20 protein-coding genes are annotated in these 18179 nt (G+C 56.6%); 12 read left to right on the top strand and 8 right to left on the bottom strand.

The features are described 5' to 3' along the window. Positions 1-79: 79 nt before the first annotated feature. The 4 genes from AA74_RS0115575 to yfcG form a co-directional block, all read right to left on the bottom strand. The gene (locus tag AA74_RS0115575) at positions 80-589 is read right to left on the bottom strand and encodes a GNAT family N-acetyltransferase (RefSeq protein ID WP_025912737.1); all 510 of its coding nucleotides are present in this window, start codon (positions 587-589) and stop codon (positions 80-82) included. Between the two features lie 44 nt (positions 590-633). After that, positions 634-1527 carry a TIGR01777 family oxidoreductase gene (locus AA74_RS0115570; protein WP_021241567.1) on the bottom strand — a complete coding sequence of 298 codons (894 nt, stop codon included), beginning with the start codon at positions 1525-1527 and terminating at the stop codon, positions 634-636. A gap of 13 nt (positions 1528-1540) precedes the next feature. Continuing rightward, positions 1541-1909: a dihydroneopterin triphosphate 2'-epimerase gene (gene folX / locus AA74_RS0115565; protein WP_008502586.1), complete on the bottom strand. Its 369-nt coding sequence runs from the start codon at positions 1907-1909 to the stop codon at positions 1541-1543. A gap of 75 nt (positions 1910-1984) precedes the next feature. Beyond that, positions 1985-2614 (bottom strand): GSH-dependent disulfide bond oxidoreductase, encoded by a 630-nt coding sequence (yfcG, locus tag AA74_RS0115560; RefSeq protein ID WP_008502585.1) that lies wholly within the window; start codon positions 2612-2614, stop codon positions 1985-1987. 140 nt (positions 2615-2754) lie between these two features. On the opposite strand from yfcG, the gene yfcF reads away from it, so the two are divergent. Genes yfcF through yfcD form a run of 3 tightly spaced genes read left to right on the top strand, consistent with a single transcriptional unit; the run spans position 2755 to position 4617 of the window. Continuing rightward, on the top strand, positions 2755-3399 hold the full coding sequence (gene yfcF / locus AA74_RS0115555) for a glutathione transferase (protein WP_023325772.1): 645 nt from the start codon (positions 2755-2757) through the stop codon (positions 3397-3399). Between the two features lie 56 nt (positions 3400-3455). Continuing rightward, a complete protein-coding gene (gene yfcE / locus AA74_RS0115550; protein WP_023325771.1) occupies positions 3456-4007 on the top strand; it encodes a phosphodiesterase in 552 nt (183 codons plus the stop codon). 55 nt (positions 4008-4062) lie between these two features. Then, entirely contained in the window at positions 4063-4617 is a 555-nt protein-coding gene (gene yfcD, locus AA74_RS0115545) for an NUDIX hydrolase YfcD (protein ID WP_008502582.1), read from the top strand. 3 nt (positions 4618-4620) lie between these two features. Here yfcD and AA74_RS0115540 read toward each other — a convergent pair whose 3' ends face one another. Further along, positions 4621-5640, bottom strand: a complete 1020-nt coding sequence (locus AA74_RS0115540; RefSeq protein WP_021241565.1) for a LacI family DNA-binding transcriptional regulator — start codon at positions 5638-5640, stop codon at positions 4621-4623. Positions 5641-5874: 234 nt separating this feature from the next. Here AA74_RS0115540 and AA74_RS0115535 point away from each other — a divergent pair, with 234 nt between their 5' ends. From AA74_RS0115535 to AA74_RS0115515, 5 genes are all read left to right on the top strand, one after another. After that, a complete protein-coding gene (locus AA74_RS0115535; RefSeq protein ID WP_025912735.1) occupies positions 5875-6318 on the top strand; it encodes a PTS sugar transporter subunit IIA in 444 nt (147 codons plus the stop codon). 80 nt (positions 6319-6398) lie between these two features. After that, positions 6399-6671 carry a PTS sugar transporter subunit IIB gene (locus AA74_RS0115530; RefSeq protein ID WP_003861447.1) on the top strand — a complete coding sequence of 91 codons (273 nt, stop codon included), beginning with the start codon at positions 6399-6401 and terminating at the stop codon, positions 6669-6671. A gap of 21 nt (positions 6672-6692) precedes the next feature. Continuing rightward, on the top strand, positions 6693-8084 hold the full coding sequence (locus AA74_RS0115525; protein ID WP_023336412.1) for a PTS ascorbate transporter subunit IIC: 1392 nt from the start codon (positions 6693-6695) through the stop codon (positions 8082-8084). Continuing rightward, complete coding sequence (locus tag AA74_RS0115520) at positions 8081-8911, top strand: transketolase (RefSeq protein ID WP_025912734.1); 831 nt, start codon at positions 8081-8083, stop codon at positions 8909-8911. Before AA74_RS0115525 ends, AA74_RS0115520 begins: the two co-directional genes overlap by 4 nt. Next, complete coding sequence (locus AA74_RS0115515; protein WP_025912733.1) at positions 8904-9857, top strand: transketolase family protein; 954 nt, start codon at positions 8904-8906, stop codon at positions 9855-9857. Before AA74_RS0115520 ends, AA74_RS0115515 begins: the two co-directional genes overlap by 8 nt. A 111-nt stretch (positions 9858-9968) precedes the next feature. On the opposite strand, the gene pta is transcribed toward AA74_RS0115515, so the two are convergent. After that, positions 9969-12110: a phosphate acetyltransferase gene (gene pta, locus AA74_RS0115510; protein ID WP_023294122.1), complete on the bottom strand. Its 2142-nt coding sequence runs from the start codon at positions 12108-12110 to the stop codon at positions 9969-9971. A gap of 76 nt (positions 12111-12186) precedes the next feature. Beyond that, a complete protein-coding gene (gene ackA / locus AA74_RS0115505) occupies positions 12187-13389 on the bottom strand; it encodes an acetate kinase (protein WP_008502876.1) in 1203 nt (400 codons plus the stop codon). Between the two features lie 337 nt (positions 13390-13726). Between ackA and yfbV the strand changes: the two genes are divergently transcribed. From yfbV to AA74_RS0115485, 4 genes are all read left to right on the top strand, one after another. Next, entirely contained in the window at positions 13727-14182 is a 456-nt protein-coding gene (gene yfbV, locus AA74_RS0115500) for a terminus macrodomain insulation protein YfbV (protein ID WP_008502875.1), read from the top strand. A 91-nt stretch (positions 14183-14273) separates the two neighbouring features. Beyond that, positions 14274-14768 (top strand): YfbU family protein, encoded by a 495-nt coding sequence (locus AA74_RS0115495; RefSeq protein WP_008502874.1) that lies wholly within the window; start codon positions 14274-14276, stop codon positions 14766-14768. Positions 14769-14779: 11 nt separating this feature from the next. Further along, positions 14780-15439 (top strand): sugar phosphatase, encoded by a 660-nt coding sequence (locus AA74_RS0115490; RefSeq protein WP_021241560.1) that lies wholly within the window; start codon positions 14780-14782, stop codon positions 15437-15439. Positions 15440-15514: 75 nt separating this feature from the next. Next, positions 15515-17347, top strand: coding sequence for an SLC13 family permease (locus tag AA74_RS0115485; RefSeq protein ID WP_023344589.1), 1833 nt, complete (start codon positions 15515-15517; stop codon positions 17345-17347). An 80-nt stretch (positions 17348-17427) separates the two neighbouring features. Here AA74_RS0115485 and yfbR read toward each other — a convergent pair whose 3' ends face one another. Then, on the bottom strand, positions 17428-18027 hold the full coding sequence (gene yfbR / locus AA74_RS0115480; RefSeq protein ID WP_023344588.1) for a 5'-deoxynucleotidase: 600 nt from the start codon (positions 18025-18027) through the stop codon (positions 17428-17430). Positions 18028-18179 lie beyond the last annotated feature (152 nt).

The following is an 18179-nucleotide window of genomic DNA, read 5'->3' as shown; positions in this document are numbered from 1 at the left end:
GCAGCCCAATCGCCCGGTGGCGCTTCGCTTACCGGGCCTACAAAACCGTAGGCCGGGCAAACGCAGTGCCGCCCGGCATTCAGGCCGCGCCACACTCCAGCCGGTACACCCAGTCGTCATAGCGCACGCCATCAATCTCATACGCTTTTTCCAGTACCTGAGTGCGCACAAACCCGGCTTTCTCCAGCACCCGTATCGACCCGCCGTTGTCCGCCAGCACGTACGCATTAATCGCCTTCACGCCGGTCTGGTTAAAGGCGTAATCACACACCGCGCGCAGCGCCTCGCTGGCGATACCTTTCCCCTGCGCGGCAGGCACAACCGTATAGCCGATATCCGCCTCTTCACGATTCTCAGCGCTGATTTGCAGGCCGATATCGCCCAGCGGCGTATCATCATCCCGGGCGCGAATGACAAACACATGAGCAGCAGCGAGTCGCGCGGCAAACACGCGTCGGGTCTCTTTTTCCGGGGCGATGGCGGCCATATAGCGCATGATGCGGCGATCTTCACGCAGCGAGCGGAAGAAGGCCCAGTCAGTGGGTTCAAAAGGGGTGAGGTAAAGCCGGGGAGTGGTGATGGTTGCCATTGTTACGCCATTTCTTCGGAACATGGCCTGTCACTGTACCATATTCACCGCACCACATCCCCCAGTGCCTCTTCTAATTCATACCAGCGGAACGCAAACCCGGCCGCTTCCAGCCGTTTTGGCAGCGCTCTCTGTCCGCCCAGTACCAGAACAGACGCTTCACCCATCAGCAGCCGAATCGCCGTCGCAGGCACGCGCAATATCGCCGGGCGGTGCAGGGCATGTCCCAGCGCGTGGGCAAACTGTTCATTTCGCACCGGATACGGCGCAACCATGTTAAACGGCCCGCGCAGATCGTTATCCAGCAGCCAGAGAATCCCGTTGACCATATCGTCGATATGGATCCACGCCATATACTGACGGCCATTACCGATCGGGCCGCCAAGGCCGAGTCGGAATGGCGGGAGCATCTTCGCCAGAATGCCGCCTTTCGGCGCGAGGACGACACCGGTCCGCAGCAGGCAGACGCGGGTCCGATCGCTCTGCGCCGCGCAGGCGATACGCTCCCACTGGGCGCAGAGCTTATGGGTGAACTCGTTATGGGGAGGCTCTTCCTCGGTCACCACCACCTCGCCAAGATCGCCGTAATAGCCTACTGCGGAACCCGAAATCAGCACGGAAGGCGGCGTATGGCTGTTGCGGATCAGCTCGACCAGCTTTTCGGTAATGTTCCACCGGCTGCTGCATAACAGCTGTTTTTGCTCTTCCGTCCAGCGCTTATCGGCGATGGGTTCTCCCGCGAGGTTAATAACGGCGTCGAAACCGTCCAGATTTTGCTGCTCGGCCAGATTTTTCCAGATATCAACACCTGCCCCCAGCACCTGACGCGCTTTTTCCGGGCTGCGCGAGACCACGGTGATGTCGTGGTGCAAGGCCTGCAGACGCGCAATGAGGTGACGACCAATCAGGCCAGTACCGCCGGTCAGCAAAATCTTCATACAACCTCCAGGTTTACGCCTGGCGTTTCCAGCTTAACGTCATAGAGACGGAGTCGGCGTAACGCAGGGCGTGAAGTTTATCGATCTCAACTTCAGCATAAGTGACCCAGTGATGTTCGCGTGCGATATCGAGCACATCCTGAGTTAATTTTTCCAGCAGAGAGAAACGGTTATTCTCCACAAACTGGATAATGTTCTTGGTGATTGTGCGGTAGTTCAGCGCATCATTGATGTCTTCGCTGGCGCGCGCTTTGTCTGCGGGGTAGTGAATCACCACGTTAATAACAATATCCTGACGGTTGGCGATCTCTTCCTCTTTGATACCGATGAAGGTACGCAGGCGTAAATTTTTTATACGAATAATGGCGTCTGGCTGTGACATTGCAGGTCTTCTCCGTGTCAGTATTTCCTGCCCATAATACCTGAGAGCCTCACAGGCACCCAGCCTCATACCGGGTTAAATTTGCTGGATTTTTTGCATCGCTCGCTCGGTCGCCGGGCGGGTCCGGATGCGCTCAAACCAGTTGTTCACCGCTGGGTAAGCGGCCAGGTCAATTCGGTGTTTTTCATGCGTATTCACCCACGGCCAGCAGGCGATGTCGGCAATACTGTAATGATCGCCCCCGAGCCACGGCGTTTTCTCCAGCCGACGGTTCAGAACGTCGTAGAGCCGCTGCGTCTCAACCTGATAGCGCTCTATCGCATAAGGAATGGGTTGCGGGGCGTAAGCGGTAAAATGATGATTTTGTCCCAGCATGGGGCCCAGCCCGCTTGCCTGCCAGAAAAGCCATTGCAGCGTATGGTGGCGCTCGCGCAGTTCGCCGCTCAGCAGCTTGCCGGTTTTCTCCGCCAGGTAGAGCAAAATTTCACCGGATTCAAACAGGCTCAACGGTCTGCCCCCGTCCGCCGGCTGGTTATCAATGATGGCCGGGATTTTATTATTCGGCGAGATAGCCAGAAAGAGAGGGCTGAACTGCTCGCCTTTGCTGATATCCACGCGAATGATCCTGTAATCCAGCTCGGCTTCTTCAAGAAAGAGGGTGATCTTATGGCCGTTTGGGGTAGGGGCATAATAAAGGTCGATCATTCTCAACTCCTGTCCATGCGAATAGTGGTGCCATGACAAATGAGTATAGGTGGTTGTTGTAAATCGTGAGTTTTCATCAAGTGACAGCGAGGCCAAGAGGTTATATGTTGAGTAAAAACCGATCAGCCTATGAGGATGTTATGAACCAGCCCGTCATCACGTTGTGGTCCGATGCGAACTTCTTTTCTCCCTATGTCATGAGCGTTTACGTTGCGCTGGCCGAAAAAGGACTCGCTTTTACCCTGAAGACCGTTGATCTCGACGGCGGTGAACATCTCAAGCCGCAGTGGCAGGGTTACGACCTGACCCGTCGCGTGCCGGTGCTGGAGATTGACGGATTTGCCCTGAGCGAATCGTCGGCGATCGATGAATACCTGGAAGATCGGTTCGCCCCCCCGGAGTGGGAGCGTATCTATCCTCACGATCTGCAAAAGCGCGCCCGGGCGCGGCAGATCCAGGCGTGGCTGCGCAGCGATCTGGTGCCGATTCGCGTGGAACGCTCGACGGACGTCGTGTTTGCCGGGGTGAAAAAGCCCGACCTCAGCGCAGAAGGCCAGGAAAGCGCGCAGAAGCTGATTGAAACCGCCTCCTTACTGCTCGCCCATGGCAACCCAAACCTGTTCGGCGAGTGGTGCATTGCGGATGCCGATCTGGCGTTGATGCTAAACCGCCTGATCCTCAACGGTGATGAGGTGCCGCAGCTGCTGGTGGATTATGCCGCATTCCAGTGGCAGCGTGCCTCCGTACAGCGCTATGTGGCACTCTCGGCCAAGCGCGCGGGCTGATAAGCCCTGACGCTTCAGGTATGATGGGGGCAGTCTGTTTTCCCGAGGAGTGACTGATGAAACTGATGTTTGCGTCGGATATCCATGGATCGCTGCCCGCGACCGAGCGTGTCCTTTCTCTGTTTGAGAAAAGCGGTGCGAAGTGGCTGATTATTCTGGGTGACGTGTTGAATCACGGCCCACGCAACGCGCTGCCGGAAGGCTATGACCCTGCGCAGGTCGCGGAAAAACTCAACCCGTATGCCTCGCGCATCATCGCCGTTCGCGGCAACTGTGACAGCGAAGTGGACCAGATGCTGCTGCATTTTCCCATTACCGCGCCGTGGCAGCAGGTGCTGCTCGAACAACACCGTCTGTTCCTGACCCACGGGCATCTTTTCAGCCCGGATAATCTCCCGGCCCTCGCGGCTGGCGATGTCCTGGTTTACGGTCATACTCATATTCCGGTTGCGGAAAAACGCGGTGAGATTTATCACTTTAATCCGGGCTCGGTCAGCATTCCAAAAGGCGGGTATCCTGCGAGCTACGGCATGCTGGAAGGAAATACCCTGAGCGTTATCGCACTTAATGATCAGCAAGTTATTGCGCAGGTAGCGATTAATCCGTAAGTTACACCTCAACTGCAAACGCGCCGAAAGAGCGCTTAGAAAAGAAGGTTTCCCGATGGTGGAGCAGAGTCATTTGGCAAGTACAGAGTGGGTTGACATTGTCAACGAAGAGAATGAAGTGATCGCGCAGGCCAGCCGCGAGCAAATGCGTGCGGAGCGCCTGCGTCACCGTGCGACATATATCGTTGTGCATGACGGTATGGGTAAAATTCTGGTTCAGCGCCGCACGGACACCAAAGATTTTCTCCCGGGTATGCTGGATGCCACTGCAGGCGGTGTCGTCCAGGCGGATGAAGTGCTGCTGGATTCTGCGCGTCGTGAAGCGGAAGAAGAGTTAGGCATCGCCGGCGTGCCGTTTGCCGAGCACGGTCAGTTCTATTTCGAAGACGAGAACTGCCGCGTCTGGGGCGGGCTGTTTAGCTGCGTCTCCCACGGCCCGTTCGCCCTGCAGGAAGAAGAAGTGAGTGAAGTCAGCTGGATGACGCCGGAAGAGATCACTGCGCGCTGCGACGAGTTCACGCCGGATTCGTTAAAAGCGCTGGCGCTGTGGATGACCCGCAACGCCAAAAACGAATCGACCAAATCAGAAAAAGAGGAAGAGGCTGAGTAAGCGTCAGCAGCTCTCTCTCAGACACAGGCTGGACGCGATGGGCTTTTGATCGCGCCAGTCTCCGCCATTCAGGCGCTCCAGTAGCGCTTTCCCGGCTTCGATGCCAATCTTACGATGCGGCACCGCCATGGTCGTCAGCGGCGGCTGACAGACGCGGCTCACGTCGCTATCGCCAAACCCTACCACTGCCAGATCGTCCGGCACTTTGATTCGCCTGCGCTGGCACTCGTACAGCGCGCCGCAGGCCAGCTCGTCAGAGACGCACACCAGCGCATCCAGCTCAGGCCACGCCAGCAGGAATTCGGGCAGCTGCGCCGCGCCGGTCGAGAAGCTCGGCGGCATCGCCGCGTTAATGACCCGGTTAGGCGACATATGGTGGCGAAGCATGGCTTTATACCAGCCCTGCAGATGCTGCTGGAAAATCCACTGCTCCTGGTTGGCGCACAGCAGGCCAATGTTTTGATAGCCGCGCTTAATCACCATTTCCGTGAGCTCAAACATGGCCGCCACGTTATCAATCCCGATGTTCATATCAATCGGATCGGCGCGCATGGCGCCCATCTCCATCACCGGAATCGAGGCGTTTTTCAGCCAGTGGCGAACGGTGTCGGTATGTTCAACGCTGAGCAAAATCGCTGCGGCGATATTTGACGCCAGCAGCGTCTCCAGCAACTTCTCCTCCTGCTCAAGACGATGCTGGGATTCTGCCAGCATGATCTGATATCCGGCAGGCTGCAGCACCTGCTGTAGCCCGGCGAACATCTCCGAGCAGCCGGCTTCGGAGAGGTTGGGCACCACCATGGCTATTGTCCATGACGAGGCCGAGGCAAGGGCACTGGCTGCAAGATTGGGCATATAGCCTAACTCTTGTACCGCGGCTTCTATTTTTTCTCGTAGTTTATCGGAAACCTGTTCGGGCGTGCGAAGCGCACGGGACACGGTCATCGTGCCCACACCGGCAAGCTGTGCGACATCGGCGAGTGTCACTTTACCAGTACTGCGCCGTTTTCGGGTTAGAGACATACACCTTCCTGCTGACCAGACGCGTTCTTTTTTTCCTTCGTTTCACGTGACAGGCAGTATACGCCTTAAATCCCTTTTTTTGCTGTGATTTAGCAACGTGATTGCAATTTGATAGCGCTATCACATTTCTGCATGTTAACGATTGGTAGCGCTATCTTTGTGATCGCGATCGCAGTCAATCCGCGATGCGTTGAATAAAGTTTGCTCATCTTAAACGTGTGGCGGGAGTGAAAAGTGCTCAAAAAATGGATATATGATACAACCATCACGCTGCAGGAGAGCGTGGAAGACTGGCCGCAGGCGCTGAAGCTGTGCGCGAAGCCGCTGCTGGATTTGCAGGTGATTGAGCCTGAATACGTCACTGCCATCATCAAGCAGCACCACGCGTTAGGACCTTATTATGTGCTGGCACCAGGGCTGGCGATGCCGCATGCGCGGCCGGAGGAAGGCGCCAAAGGACTGGGGTTGTCGTTATTAAAACTAAAACAGGGCGTCTCGTTTGGTGCCGGTGAGTTTGACCCTGTCGATGTGATTATCATGCTCGCGGCACCAGACAAACATAGCCATATCGAAATGATATCCGCACTCGCAGAATTATTTTCCAGCGACGAGGAGATGGAGAAACTGCATCAGGCGAATACCCTGGAGGAAATTAAAACAATTATTAACCGCTTCTGATTTAATTCTGTAATCCGGTTTTTCACTACATTACGCGTCAGCGTGATGGGGCGTACTCTACTCAAAATAAGGGGACAACAATGAAAATCATGGCTATTTGCGGTTCTGGCCTGGGCAGCAGCTTTATGGTCGAAATGAATATTAAAAAGGTGCTCAAAAAGCTGGAGATCGAGGCTGAGGTTGAACACTCCGATCTCTCCTCGGCGACGCCGGGCGCGGCCGATCTGTTCGTGATGGCAAAAGACATTGCGGCCAGCGCCAGCGTGCCGGAGAGCCAGCTGGTGGTGATCAACAACATCATCGACATCAACGAACTTGAAGCGCAGCTGCGCGCCTGGTTCGAAAGACAATAACCCTGATAAGGCGAGGTGGATATGTTTATCCTTGAAACGCTGAATTTCGTTGTTGATATTTTAAAAGTCCCTTCGGTGCTGGTGGGCTTAATTGCGTTAATCGGTCTGGTTGCGCAAAAAAAAGCGTTTTCAGACGTGGTGAAAGGGACCATTAAAACTATTCTGGGCTTTATTGTACTGGGCGGCGGTGCCACCGTGCTGGTGGGATCATTAAATCCGTTAGGCGGCATGTTTGAACACGCCTTTACTATTCAGGGCATTATTCCAAACAATGAAGCCATTGTGTCCATTGCGCTCGAAAAATACGGTGCAGCGACCGCGCTGATTATGGCCTTCGGGATGGTGGCGAATATTATCGTCGCCCGCTTTACCCGCCTGAAGTATATCTTCCTGACCGGACACCACACGTTTTATATGGCGTGCATGATTGGCGTGATCCTGACGGTGGCGGGCTTTGAAGGCGTAGGGCTGGTCTTTACCGGGTCGCTGATCCTCGGCCTGATCATGGCTTTCTTCCCGGCGATTGCGCAGCGCTACATGAAGCGCATTACCGGCAACGATGAGATTGCCTTCGGCCACTTCGGCACGCTGGGCTACGTGCTGTCCGGCTGGATTGGCAGCAAGGTCGGTAAGGGCTCCCGCTCAACGGAAGAGATGAACCTGCCGAAGAACCTGAGCTTCCTGCGCGACAGCTCAATCTCCATCTCCCTGACCATGATGATTATCTACCTCATCCTGGCGGTGAGCGCCGGACGTGAGTACGTCGAGGCGACCTTCAGCGGCGGCCAGAACTACCTGGTCTACGCCATCATCATGGCGATAACCTTTGCGGCAGGTGTGTTCATCATCCTTCAGGGCGTACGCCTGATTCTGGCGGAAATCGTCCCGGCCTTTACCGGCTTCTCGGAAAAACTGGTGCCGAACGCGCGTCCTGCGCTGGACTGCCCGGTGGTATATCCCTATGCACCTAACGCGGTGCTGATTGGCTTCCTGTTCAGCTTCCTCGGCGGGATTGTGGGGTTGTTCATCTGCGGTCAGTTTAGCTGGGTGCTGATCCTCCCGGGCGTGGTGCCGCACTTCTTCACCGGCGCAACCGCGGGCGTGTTCGGTAACGCCACCGGCGGACGTCGCGGGGCGATGATTGGCGCCTTTGCCAACGGCCTGCTGATTACCTTCCTGCCGGTCCTGCTGCTGCCGGTACTGGGCGCCATTGGCTTTGCCAACACCACCTTCTCTGACGCCGACTTCGGCGCGGTTGGGATTGTGCTCGGCAACCTGGCGCGCTTCCTGTCGCCGCTGGCTATCACCGGGCTGGTCGTGGCGCTGTTCGCGCTGCTGGTGGCGTACAACGTCTTCGCGAAAAACAAACCTGCGGGCGGTAACGCGCAGGAAAACACCGGAGCCAAATCATGAATGAGAAAGAGATAACCGAACTCGCGCGTCAGATCCGCCTGGAGACGCTGAAATCCCTGACGCAGCTGGGCTTTGGCCACTACGGGGGCAGCATGTCGGTGGTTGAAACCCTGGCCGTGCTGTACGGCGCGGTGATGAAAATCGACCCGGCGGACCCGGACTGGCCGGAGCGAGACTATTTCGTGCTGTCAAAAGGCCATGCGGGCCCCGCGCTCTACAGCACCCTGGCGATCAAGGGCTACTTCCCGACAGAAGAGCTGAGCACGCTCAACCAAAACGGGACGCGCCTGCCGAGCCACCCGGACCGTCTGAAAACGCGCGGCGTAGATGCTACCACCGGTTCGCTGGGGCAGGGGATTTCCATCGCCGGCGGCATGGCGCTGTCGCACAGACTGGCCGGGCGGCCGAATCGGGTCTTCTGCATCGTCGGCGACGGCGAGCTGAACGAAGGTCAGTGCTGGGAAGCGTTCCAGTTTATTGCCCACCATCGCCTGAACAACCTGACGGTATTTGTCGACTGGAACAAACAGCAGCTCGACGGCGAGCTGGACGAGATCATCTGCGCGTTCGACCTCGAGGGCAAATTCCGCGCCTTTGGCTTTGACGTGGTGACGGTGAAAGGGGACGACATTCCTGCGCTGCTGGAGGTAACGTCCCGGGTGCCTGCCGCGGACGCTCGCCCGCGGGTGGTGATCCTTGACAGCATCAAAGGCCAGGGGGTGCCGTATCTGGAGCAGCTCAGCAACTCGCATCACCTGCGATTGACCGCGGAGAGTAAAGCGGCCCTCAACGAGACGATTCGCCAACTGGAGGCTTCACATGATTAAGGTTGCACCGGCAGGACAGAAAGACGCCGTTGAGATGCGTAAAGTTTACGCGGGCTTCGTGGCAAAGCAGATTGAGGCCGGAAGCGACATCATTGCGCTTGAAGCCGACCTGATGAGCTCGATGGCGATGGACGGCGTGGCGCGCGACTATCCGCAGCACGTGATTAACTGCGGCATTATGGAAGCTAACGTCATCGGCACGGCAGCCGGGCTGTCGCTTACCGGCCGCAAGCCGTTCGTTCACACCTTCACCGCCTTTGCCAGCCGCCGCTGCTTTGACCAGCTGTTTATGTCCCTCGACTATCAGCGCAACAACGTGAAGGTGATTGCCTCAGACGCGGGCGTGACGGCCTGCCACAACGGCGGAACGCATATGTCGTTTGAGGATATGGGCATTGTGCGCGGGCTGGCGCATTCGGTGGTGCTGGAGGTGACCGACGCGGTGATGTTTGAGGACGTGCTGCGCCAGCTTATCGATCTCGACGGCTTCTACTGGGTGCGGACCATTCGTAAGCAGGCGCCGAGCATGTATGCGCCGGGCTCCACCTTCACCATTGGAAAAGGTAACGTGCTGCGCGAGGGGAGCGATATTACGCTGATTGCCAACGGCATCATGGTTGCAGAAGCCCTTGAGGCGGCGCGGCAGCTTGAGCAGGAGGGCGTCAGCGCGGCGGTCATCGACATGTTTACCCTGAAGCCCATCGACCGGATGCTGGTGAAAAACTACGCCGAGAAAACCGGGCGCATCGTGACCTGTGAAAACCACAGCATTCACAACGGGCTGGGGTCGGCGGTAGCGGAAGTGCTGGTGGAAACCTGTCCGGTGCCGATGCGGCGGGTCGGGGTCAAGGAGCGTTACGGCCAGGTGGGAACGCAGGATTTCCTGCAGAAAGAGTATGGCCTGACGGCACATGACATTGTATCGGCGGCGCGCGAACTGCTGTAAATAAAAAAGGCGACCGGTTAAGTGGTCGCCTTTTTGTTGCCCGGTGGCGCTAGCGCTTACCGGGCCTACGGTTTTGTAGACCGGATAAGCGAAGCGCCATCCGGCAGTACATTACTGCTGCTGCGAAGACTGGATCGCTGTCAGCGCGATGGTGTAAACGATATCGTCTACCAGTGCGCCACGAGACAGGTCGTTCACAGGTTTGCGCATGCCCTGCAGCATTGGCCCGATGGAGATCAGGTCGGCAGAACGCTGTACCGCTTTGTAGGTGGTGTTACCGGTGTTCAGATCCGGGAAGATGAACACGGTAGCGCGACCTGCAACCGGCGAGTTCGGCGCTTTGGATTTTGCAACGTCAGCCATGACTGCGGCATCGTACTGCAGCGGGCCGTCGATCATCAGATCAGGGCGTTTTTCCTGCGCAATACGGGTCGCTTCACGCACTTTCTCTACGTCGCTACCTGCACCAGATGTGCCGGTGGAGTAGGAGAGCATCGCCACGCGTGGCTCGATACCGAAAGCGGTCGCGGAGTCTGCGGACTGGATAGCGATCTCAGCCAGCTGCTCTGCGGTTGGATCCGGGTTGATCGCGCAGTCGCCGTAAACGTAAACCTGTTCAGGCAGCAGCATGAAGAACACGGAAGACACCAGAGAGCTGCCTGGCGCGGTTTTGATCAGCTGCAGCGGTGGACGGATGGTGTTCGCCGTGGTGTGAACCGCACCGGAAACCAGGCCGTCAACTTCGTCCTGCTCCAGCATCAGCGTGCCCAGCACCACGTTGTCTTCCAGCTGCTCACGCGCAACGGCTTCGGTCATGCCCTTGTTCTTACGCAGCTCAACCAGACGGGCAACGTAGCTTTCGCGAACCACTTCCGGGTCAACGATTTCGATGCCAGCGCCCAGCTCAACGCCCTGAGAGGCCGCTACGCGGTTGATCTCATCCGGGTTACCCAGCAGCACACAGGTCGCGATGCCGCGCTCTGCACAGATAGCCGCCGCTTTAACGGTACGTGGTTCGTCGCCTTCTGGCAGAACAACGCGTTTGCCCGCTTTACGCGCCAGCTCGGTCAGCTGGTAGCGGAAGGCTGGCGGAGACAGACGGCGGCTGCGCTCGGAGGTCGCGGTCAGGGATTCGATCCAGTCTGCGTTGATGTAGCCCGCAACGTATTCCTGAACTTTCTCGATACGCTCGTGGTCATCAACCGGCACTTCCAGGTTGAAGCTCTGCAGGCTCAGGGAGGTCTGCCAGGTGTTGGTGTTCACCATGAAGACCGGCAGGCCGGTAGCGAACGCGCGTTCGCACAGCTTGCTGACGCGTGGGTCCATCTCGTAGGCACCGGTCAGCAGGATCGCACCGATTTCCACGCCGTTCATTGCGGCCAGGCAGGCTGCAACCAGCACGTCAGGACGGTCTGCGGAGGTCACCAGCAGGGAACCTGCGCGGAAGTGTTCCAGCATGTGCGGAATGCTACGCGCACAGAAGGTCACGGACTTCACGCGACGGGTGTTAATGTCGCCTTCGTTAATCACGGTCGCGTTCAGGTGACGCGCCATGTCGATTGCACGGGTGGCAATCAGATCGAAGCTCCATGGCACCGCGCCCAGAACCGGAAGCGGGCTCGACTCCTGCAGCTTAGCCGGGTCAACTTTGATGACTTTCGCTTTGGACGAGTCGTCGAAGATCTCGGACAGGTCAGGGCGAGTACGGCCCTGCTCATCCACTGGCGCGTTCAGTTTGTTGACGATCACGCCGGTGATGTTGGTATTTTTCGCGCCGCCGAAGCTGCTGCGCGTCAGTTCGATACGCTCGTTCAGCTGTTCCGGGGTATCAGTGCCCTGAGACATCACGAAAACGATCTCTGCGTTCAGGGTTTTCGCGATTTCGAAGTTCAGAGACTGGGCAAACTGGTGTTTGCGGGTTGGAACCAGACCTTCAACCAGCACCACTTCTGCGTCTTGCGCGTTAGCATGGTAGTTGGCGATGATCTCTTCCATCAGCACGTCTTTCTGGTTGCTGGAGAGCAGAGACTCAACATGGCTCATCTTCAGCGGTTCAGCCGCCGGCAGATTGGAGTTCTTGCGAACGATGGTGGTGGTCTGGTCTGGTGCATCGCCACCGGCACGTGGCTGGGCGATTGGCTTAAAGACGCTCAGACGAACGCCTTTGCGTTCCATAGCACGGATAACGCCAAGGCTGACGCTGGTCAGGCCGACGCTGGTTCCGGTAGGGATCAGCATAATAGTACGGGACACGGTTTATCCTCTTTCGTTACCGCCCAAATCGGGCGGGTTACAAAACAGCACCGCCAGCATTGCTGGCGGTGTGGAATCAGGCAGTCAGGCGGTGCGCGTCTTGCGCGATGACCAGTTCTTCGTTAGTTGGGATAACGAGAGCAGGGCGGGTGCCTTCTTTGTTGATGAAGCCAGACTTGCCGAAGCGGGCAGCCAGGTTACGCTCGTGATCAACGTCGAAGCCCAGAACGCCCAGTTTGCCCAGGGACAGTTCACGAACCATTGCCGCGTTCTCACCGATACCACCGGTGAAGATAACCGCGTCCAGACGGCCTTCCATCAGCGCAGTGTAAGAGCCGATGTATTTCGCCAGACGGTGGCAGTAAACGTCCATTGCACGTTTAGCGTCTTCTTTCTCTGCGTAGTTGTCTTCAACGTAACGGCAGTCGCTGGTGACTTCGGTCAGACCCAGCAGGCCAGACTCTTTGGTCAGCATTTTGTTGATCTGGTCAACGCTCATGCCCAGGGTGTCGTGCAGGTGGAAGATGATCGCCGGGTCGATGTCACCGGAACGGGTACCCATCACCAGACCTTCCAGCGGGGTCAGACCCATGGACGTATCAACACATTTACCGTTGCGGATAGCAGAAACAGAACCACCGTTGCCCAGGTGGCAGGTGATGATGTTCAGTTCTTCAACCGGCTTGTTCAGCACTTTTGCCGCTTCCTGAGTCACATAGAAGTGGCTGGTGCCGTGCGCGCCGTAACGACGTACGCCGTGCTCTTTGTACAGGCTGTATGGCAGGGCATAGAGGTAAGACTCTTCCGGCATGGTCTGATGGAACGCGGTGTCGAATACGGCCACGTTTTTGTCTTTCAGATTCGGGAAGGATTTCAGCGCTTCAGCGATACCGATCAGGTGAGCCGGGTTGTGCAGCGGTGCGAAAGAGGCAGAGTCTTTGATGCCCTGGATCACAGAGTCGTCGATCACCACGGAGCTGGTGTATTTTTCGCCGCCGTGGACGATACGGTGACCAATCGCAGTCAGCTGAGCAGACAGTTCTGGTTTTTGTGCCAGAATAGTGTTAACGATAAAGTTCAGCGCTTCACTGTGAGCGGCGCCTGCACCTAAAGCCGCTTCTTGTTTGCTGCCGTCCATCTTCCACTTGATACGTGCTTCAGGCAGATGGAAACATTCGGCCAAACCAGAGAGGTATTCGTCACCGTTGAGCGCATCGATGATGGCGAATTTCAGTGAGGAGCTACCGCAGTTCAGAACCAGTACTAACTTACTCGACATGGAAGTACCTATTATTGATACGTGGCTAAAAAAACGTCAGTGAGTCTAACAGCGTAACGCATGATGACCCGGACATTTATGATTAACATCATGCCAAACGAACATTGTGGCATGATGGAAGAAATAACTATGATTTTATGCCATTTTGCACAATTTTCAGCCAAAGGCATAATATGCAATAATTTGACGAGCTAATGATTCTCGTCTAAGGCCCTATCAGGCTGGCACAGGATACCCGATACGGGGTAGTGATGACAAAATATTTTGAACGTTGTCATAGCTTGTTGTGGTTTTGCACGAAAATTTTAATTTTTATATGTGAAGTTGAGGTACAGCCATGTCGACACCAGAGAACCCGTCCGTTAATTTCTTTAGCCTGTTTCGTCGGGGACAGCATTACGCAAAGACGTGGCCGATGGAAAAGCGCCTTGCGCCGATGTTTATTGAGAATCGCACCATCCGCGCTACGCGCTATGCGATTCGCTTTATGCCGCCTGTCGCTATCTTTACGCTGTGCTGGCAGATTGCGTTGGGTGGACAGCTTGGTCCTGCCGTTGCCACGGCGCTCTTCGCATTAAGCCTGCCAATGCAGGGCCTGTGGTGGTTAGGTAAACGGTCCATCACGCCACTTCCCCCTTCTATTTTACACTGGTTTTATGAAGTGCGCGGTAAACTGGAAGAGGCCGGGCAGGCGCTCGCCCCGGTGGAAGGCAAGCCGGATTACCAGGCGCTGGCGGACACGTTAAAGCGTGCATTTAAGCAACTGGATAAAACATTCCTCGATGACTTGTGATTGATCATCGAAACGACCAAGAAAAGAGGGCACAGTAACAATCAGTTACCGTGTCTTTTTTTTAAGTGCAATGCGCTACAGGAGTCGAAAGATGGAAATGACCCATGCCCAACGTCTGATTTTGTCTAACCAGTACAAGATGATGACTATGCTTGATCCCGATAACGCTGCGCGCTACAGCCGCCTGCAAACCATCGTCGAACGCGGCTTTGGTCTACAAATGCGCGAACTGGACCGCGAGTTTGGCGAGCTGAAAGAAGAAACCTGTCGCATCGTGATCGACATTATGGAGATGTATCACGCCCTGCATGTGTCCTGGACGAATCTCAAAGATCAGCAGTCCATTGACGAGCGCCGCGTGACCTTCTTAGGCTTTGATGCCGCAACGGAAGCGCGTTATCTGAGCTATGTTCGCTTTATGGTGAATACAGAAGGGCGTTATACCCACTTTGACGCGGGCACCCACGGCTTCAACGCGCAGACCCCGATGTGGGATAAATATCAGCGTATGCTGAGCGCGTGGCACGCCTGCCCGCGTCAGTACCATTTAAGCAGCAACGAAATTCAACAAATCATTAATGCCTGACGGAGGTGCGTGTGCAGTGTAGAGGTTTTCTGTTTGATCTGGACGGTACGCTGGTGGACTCGCTGCCGGTTGTGGAACGTTCCTGGTGCCATTGGGCTGACAGACATGGCATCGACCATCAGGACGTGCTGAATTTTATCCATGGCAAACAGGCCATTACCTCGCTACGGCACTTCCTGGCCGGACGCTCTGAGGAGGACATTCAGGCGGAGTTCAAGTACCTGGAACACATTGAAGCCACCGATACGGACGGCATCACCGCGTTACCGGGCGCGCGCGAACTGCTTGAGCATCTGAACGAGGCGCAGATCCCGTGGGCTATTGTCACCTCCGGTTCCGTGCCGGTGGCCCACGCCCGGCACAAGGCTGCAGGGTTGCCAACGCCGGACGTGTTTATCACGGCGGAGCGCGTGAAGCGGGGTAAACCGGAGCCTGACGCATTTTTACTGGGCGCTGAACTGCTGGGCCTGGACCCTGCAGAGTGCGTGGTGGTCGAAGATGCGGCGGCTGGCGTACTGGCCGGGCTGAACGCAGGAAGCCACGTCATCGCCGTTAACGTTCCGGCGGAATCTCCCCGCCTGGACGAGGCAGACCTGGTGCTGGATTCACTGACGGCACTGTCTGTTTCAAAAGCCTCTGACGGAGTTGTAACCGTCTCGCTAAAAATGTAATCCCATGATATGGCCCCACATTGCTGGGGCTTTTTTATGGCAAAATTCCTCATCTTCCACTGACAAGGATAGGTTGTGAACGGTGAACTGATTTGGGTCCTGAGCCTGCTTTTAATCGCCATCATTCTTTTTGCCACGGGCAAGGTACGCATGGACGCCGTCGCCCTGTTTGTCATCGTCGCGTTTGTGCTCAGCGGAACGCTGACGCTGCCGGAAGCCTTCTCCGGATTTAGCGATCCCAACGTTATCCTGATTGCCGCCCTGTTTATTATCGGTGATGGGCTGGTGCGCACCGGCGTAGCGACCATCATGGGGTCGTGGCTGGTGAAGGTGGCGGGCAGCAGCGAAACCAAGATGCTAATCTACCTGATGGTGACCGTCGCCGGGCTGGGGGCGTTTATGAGCTCCACGGGCGTGGTCGCTATCTTTATCCCGGTGGTGCTGAGCGTCTCCATGCGGATGCAGAGCTCGCCGTCGCGCCTGATGATGCCCCTGAGCTTTGCCGGGCTTATCAGCGGCATGATGACCCTGGTGGCCACGCCGCCGAACCTGGTGGTCAACAGCGAACTGATCCGGGAAGGATTTGAGGGCTTTAGCTTTTTCAGCGTCACCCCGCTTGGGCTGGTCATTCTGGTCATGGGCGTGGTCTACATGCTGCTGACCCGTTTTGCCCTGAAAGGTGAAAAACAGGACAAAAATAAAGAAGGATGGAAGCGACGCACCTTCCGCGATCTGATTAAAGAGTACCGCCTTACCGGGCGCGCGCGCCGTCTGGCGATCCGGCCCGGCTCGCCGATGGTGGGGCAGCGGCTGGATGACCTGAAGCTGCGTGAGCGCTATGGCGCGAATGTGATCGGCGTAGAGCGCTGGCGACGGTTTCGCCGGGTGATCGTCAACGTCAACGGGGTGTCGGAATTCCGCGCGCGTGACGTCCTGCTGATTGATATGTCCACCGCGGATGTGGACCTGCGCGAGTTCTGCAGCGAACAGCTGCTGGAGCCGATGGTGCTGCGCGGGGAGTATTTCTCCGATCAGGCGCTGGATGTCGGCATGGCCGAGGTGTCGCTGATCCCGGAGTCGGAACTGCTGGGTAAAACCGTGCGGGAGATGGGGTTCCGCACCCGCTATGGCCTGAACGTCGTGGGGCTGAAGCGCGATGGCGTGGCGATGGAAGGGGCGGTGGTGGATGAGCCGATCCTGCTGGGCGATATTTTTCTCGTCGTCGGTAACTGGAAGCTGATTAGCCAGCTCGGGCAAAAAGGGCGTGATTTTGTGGTGCTCAACATGCCCGTTGAGGAGAGCGACGCGTCGCCCGCGCACAGCCAGGCGCCCCATGCGATTTTTTGCCTGGTATTGATGGTGGCGCTGATGCTGACCGATGAGATCCCCAATCCGGTCGCCGCAATCATCGCCTGCCTGTTGATGGGTAAATTCCGCTGCATTGACGCCGAAAGCGCCTATAAGGCCATTCACTGGCCGAGCATCATTCTCATTGTCGGGATGATGCCTTTTGCCCTGGCGCTGCAAAAAACCGGCGGGGTAGATCTGATCGTTAAAGGCTTAATGGACGTGGGCGGCGGGTATGGGCCATACATGATGATGGTCTGCCTGTTTATCATGTGCGCCACCATCGGCCTGTTTATCTCGAACACCGCAACGGCGGTACTGATGGCACCTATCGCCCTGGCGATGGCGAAGTCCATGGGCGTATCGCCGTATCCGTTTGCGATGATGGTGGCGATGGCCGCTTCCGCGGCGTTTATGACGCCGGTCTCTTCACCGGTAAACACGCTGGTGCTGGGACCGGGGAACTATCGATTCAGCGATTTCGTGAAGCTGGGCGTGCCGTTCACCGTGCTGGTGATGGTGGTGTGCGTGGTATTGATACCGGTCCTGTTTCCGTTCTGAGCATTTTGCCGGGTGGCGGCTGCGCCTTACCCGGCCAACAAGCCAGCAGGCCCTGCAAGCGCAGCGCCGCTGGGCGTAAATCAGAGGGGAGAATCCTGGCTGATCTCATCCAGCGATAAATGGAAGCTCGGTACAAACACCTGCATAAAGTAATCCATCTCTTCGCTGCGGCGGGATTCCAGCGTTTTTTCCAGGCGCGTTTTCGCCAGCAAGAATTCGTTATTCCCTGCGGACAACTCTTCGAGACACTTCAGATAGGCACACAGCGCGTCGGCCTGTTTAACCAGCGACTTCTCCTCTTCCGTGTATTGATGCTCGTTGATAAGCGGCTCGAAAATATCACGAAGCTCTTCGGGCACCATCTCAATCAGCTTCTGCTGGGCAATTTTCTCAATGGCCTTATATTCCTGCGCAATCTGCGAATTGAAATATTTCACCGGCGTAGGCAGGTCGCCGGTGAGCACTTCTGACGCATCGTGGTACATCGCCAGCAGGGCAATGCGTTCCGCATTAACCTGACCGTTGAATTTGCGATTTTTAATCGCGGCAAGCGCGTGAGCGACCATCGCAACCTGCAGACTGTGCTCTGACACATTTTCCGTGCGGACATTGCGCATCAGCGGCCAGCGGTTGATGAGTTTCAGGCGGGAGAGGTGGGCAAAGAAATGACTCTGACTCATAGGTTACCTTTTGTCTTCACTGCGACAGGCGTTCATTGTGCGGGGAGGGGAGGCAAGATGCAAATTTGCGGATTTTGTAGGCCGGGTAAGCGCAGGGTATGAACCGGAAACATGGGTAACACTTTAGACCGGATACATGGGTAACAGTTATA

It is taken from the genome of Enterobacter sp. 5-4 (assembly GCF_000612205.1).
In the GTDB taxonomy this organism is placed as follows: domain Bacteria; phylum Pseudomonadota; class Gammaproteobacteria; order Enterobacterales; family Enterobacteriaceae; genus Enterobacter; species Enterobacter roggenkampii.
This window is presented reverse-complemented; position numbering and strand designations above follow the sequence as displayed.

Bases quoted from the DNA above. Each gene is read 5' to 3' on its own strand.
- yfcE (WP_023325771.1), top strand. From the start codon at position 3,456: ATGAAACTGATGTTTGCGTCGGATATCCATGGATCGCTGCCCGCGACC.
- yfcD (WP_008502582.1), top strand. From the start codon at position 4,063: ATGGTGGAGCAGAGTCATTTGGCAAGTACAGAGTGGGTTGACATTGTC.
- yfcG (WP_008502585.1), bottom strand. From the start codon at position 2,614: ATGATCGACCTTTATTATGCCCCTACCCCAAACGGCCATAAGATCACC.
- AA74_RS0115520 (WP_025912734.1), top strand. From the start codon at position 8,081: ATGAATGAGAAAGAGATAACCGAACTCGCGCGTCAGATCCGCCTGGAG.
- AA74_RS0115515 (WP_025912733.1), top strand. From the start codon at position 8,904: ATGATTAAGGTTGCACCGGCAGGACAGAAAGACGCCGTTGAGATGCGT.
- yfcF (WP_023325772.1), top strand. From the start codon at position 2,755: ATGAACCAGCCCGTCATCACGTTGTGGTCCGATGCGAACTTCTTTTCT.
- folX (WP_008502586.1), bottom strand. From the start codon at position 1,909: ATGTCACAGCCAGACGCCATTATTCGTATAAAAAATTTACGCCTGCGT.
- yfbV (WP_008502875.1), top strand. From the start codon at position 13,727: ATGTCGACACCAGAGAACCCGTCCGTTAATTTCTTTAGCCTGTTTCGT.
- yfbR (WP_023344588.1), bottom strand. From the start codon at position 18,027: ATGAGTCAGAGTCATTTCTTTGCCCACCTCTCCCGCCTGAAACTCATC.
- AA74_RS0115525 (WP_023336412.1), top strand. From the start codon at position 6,693: ATGTTTATCCTTGAAACGCTGAATTTCGTTGTTGATATTTTAAAAGTC.
- ackA (WP_008502876.1), bottom strand. From the start codon at position 13,389: ATGTCGAGTAAGTTAGTACTGGTTCTGAACTGCGGTAGCTCCTCACTG.
- AA74_RS0115575 (WP_025912737.1), bottom strand. From the start codon at position 589: ATGGCAACCATCACCACTCCCCGGCTTTACCTCACCCCTTTTGAACCC.
- AA74_RS0115530 (WP_003861447.1), top strand. From the start codon at position 6,399: ATGAAAATCATGGCTATTTGCGGTTCTGGCCTGGGCAGCAGCTTTATG.
- AA74_RS0115540 (WP_021241565.1), bottom strand. From the start codon at position 5,640: ATGTCTCTAACCCGAAAACGGCGCAGTACTGGTAAAGTGACACTCGCC.
- AA74_RS0115495 (WP_008502874.1), top strand. From the start codon at position 14,274: ATGGAAATGACCCATGCCCAACGTCTGATTTTGTCTAACCAGTACAAG.
- AA74_RS0115570 (WP_021241567.1), bottom strand. From the start codon at position 1,527: ATGAAGATTTTGCTGACCGGCGGTACTGGCCTGATTGGTCGTCACCTC.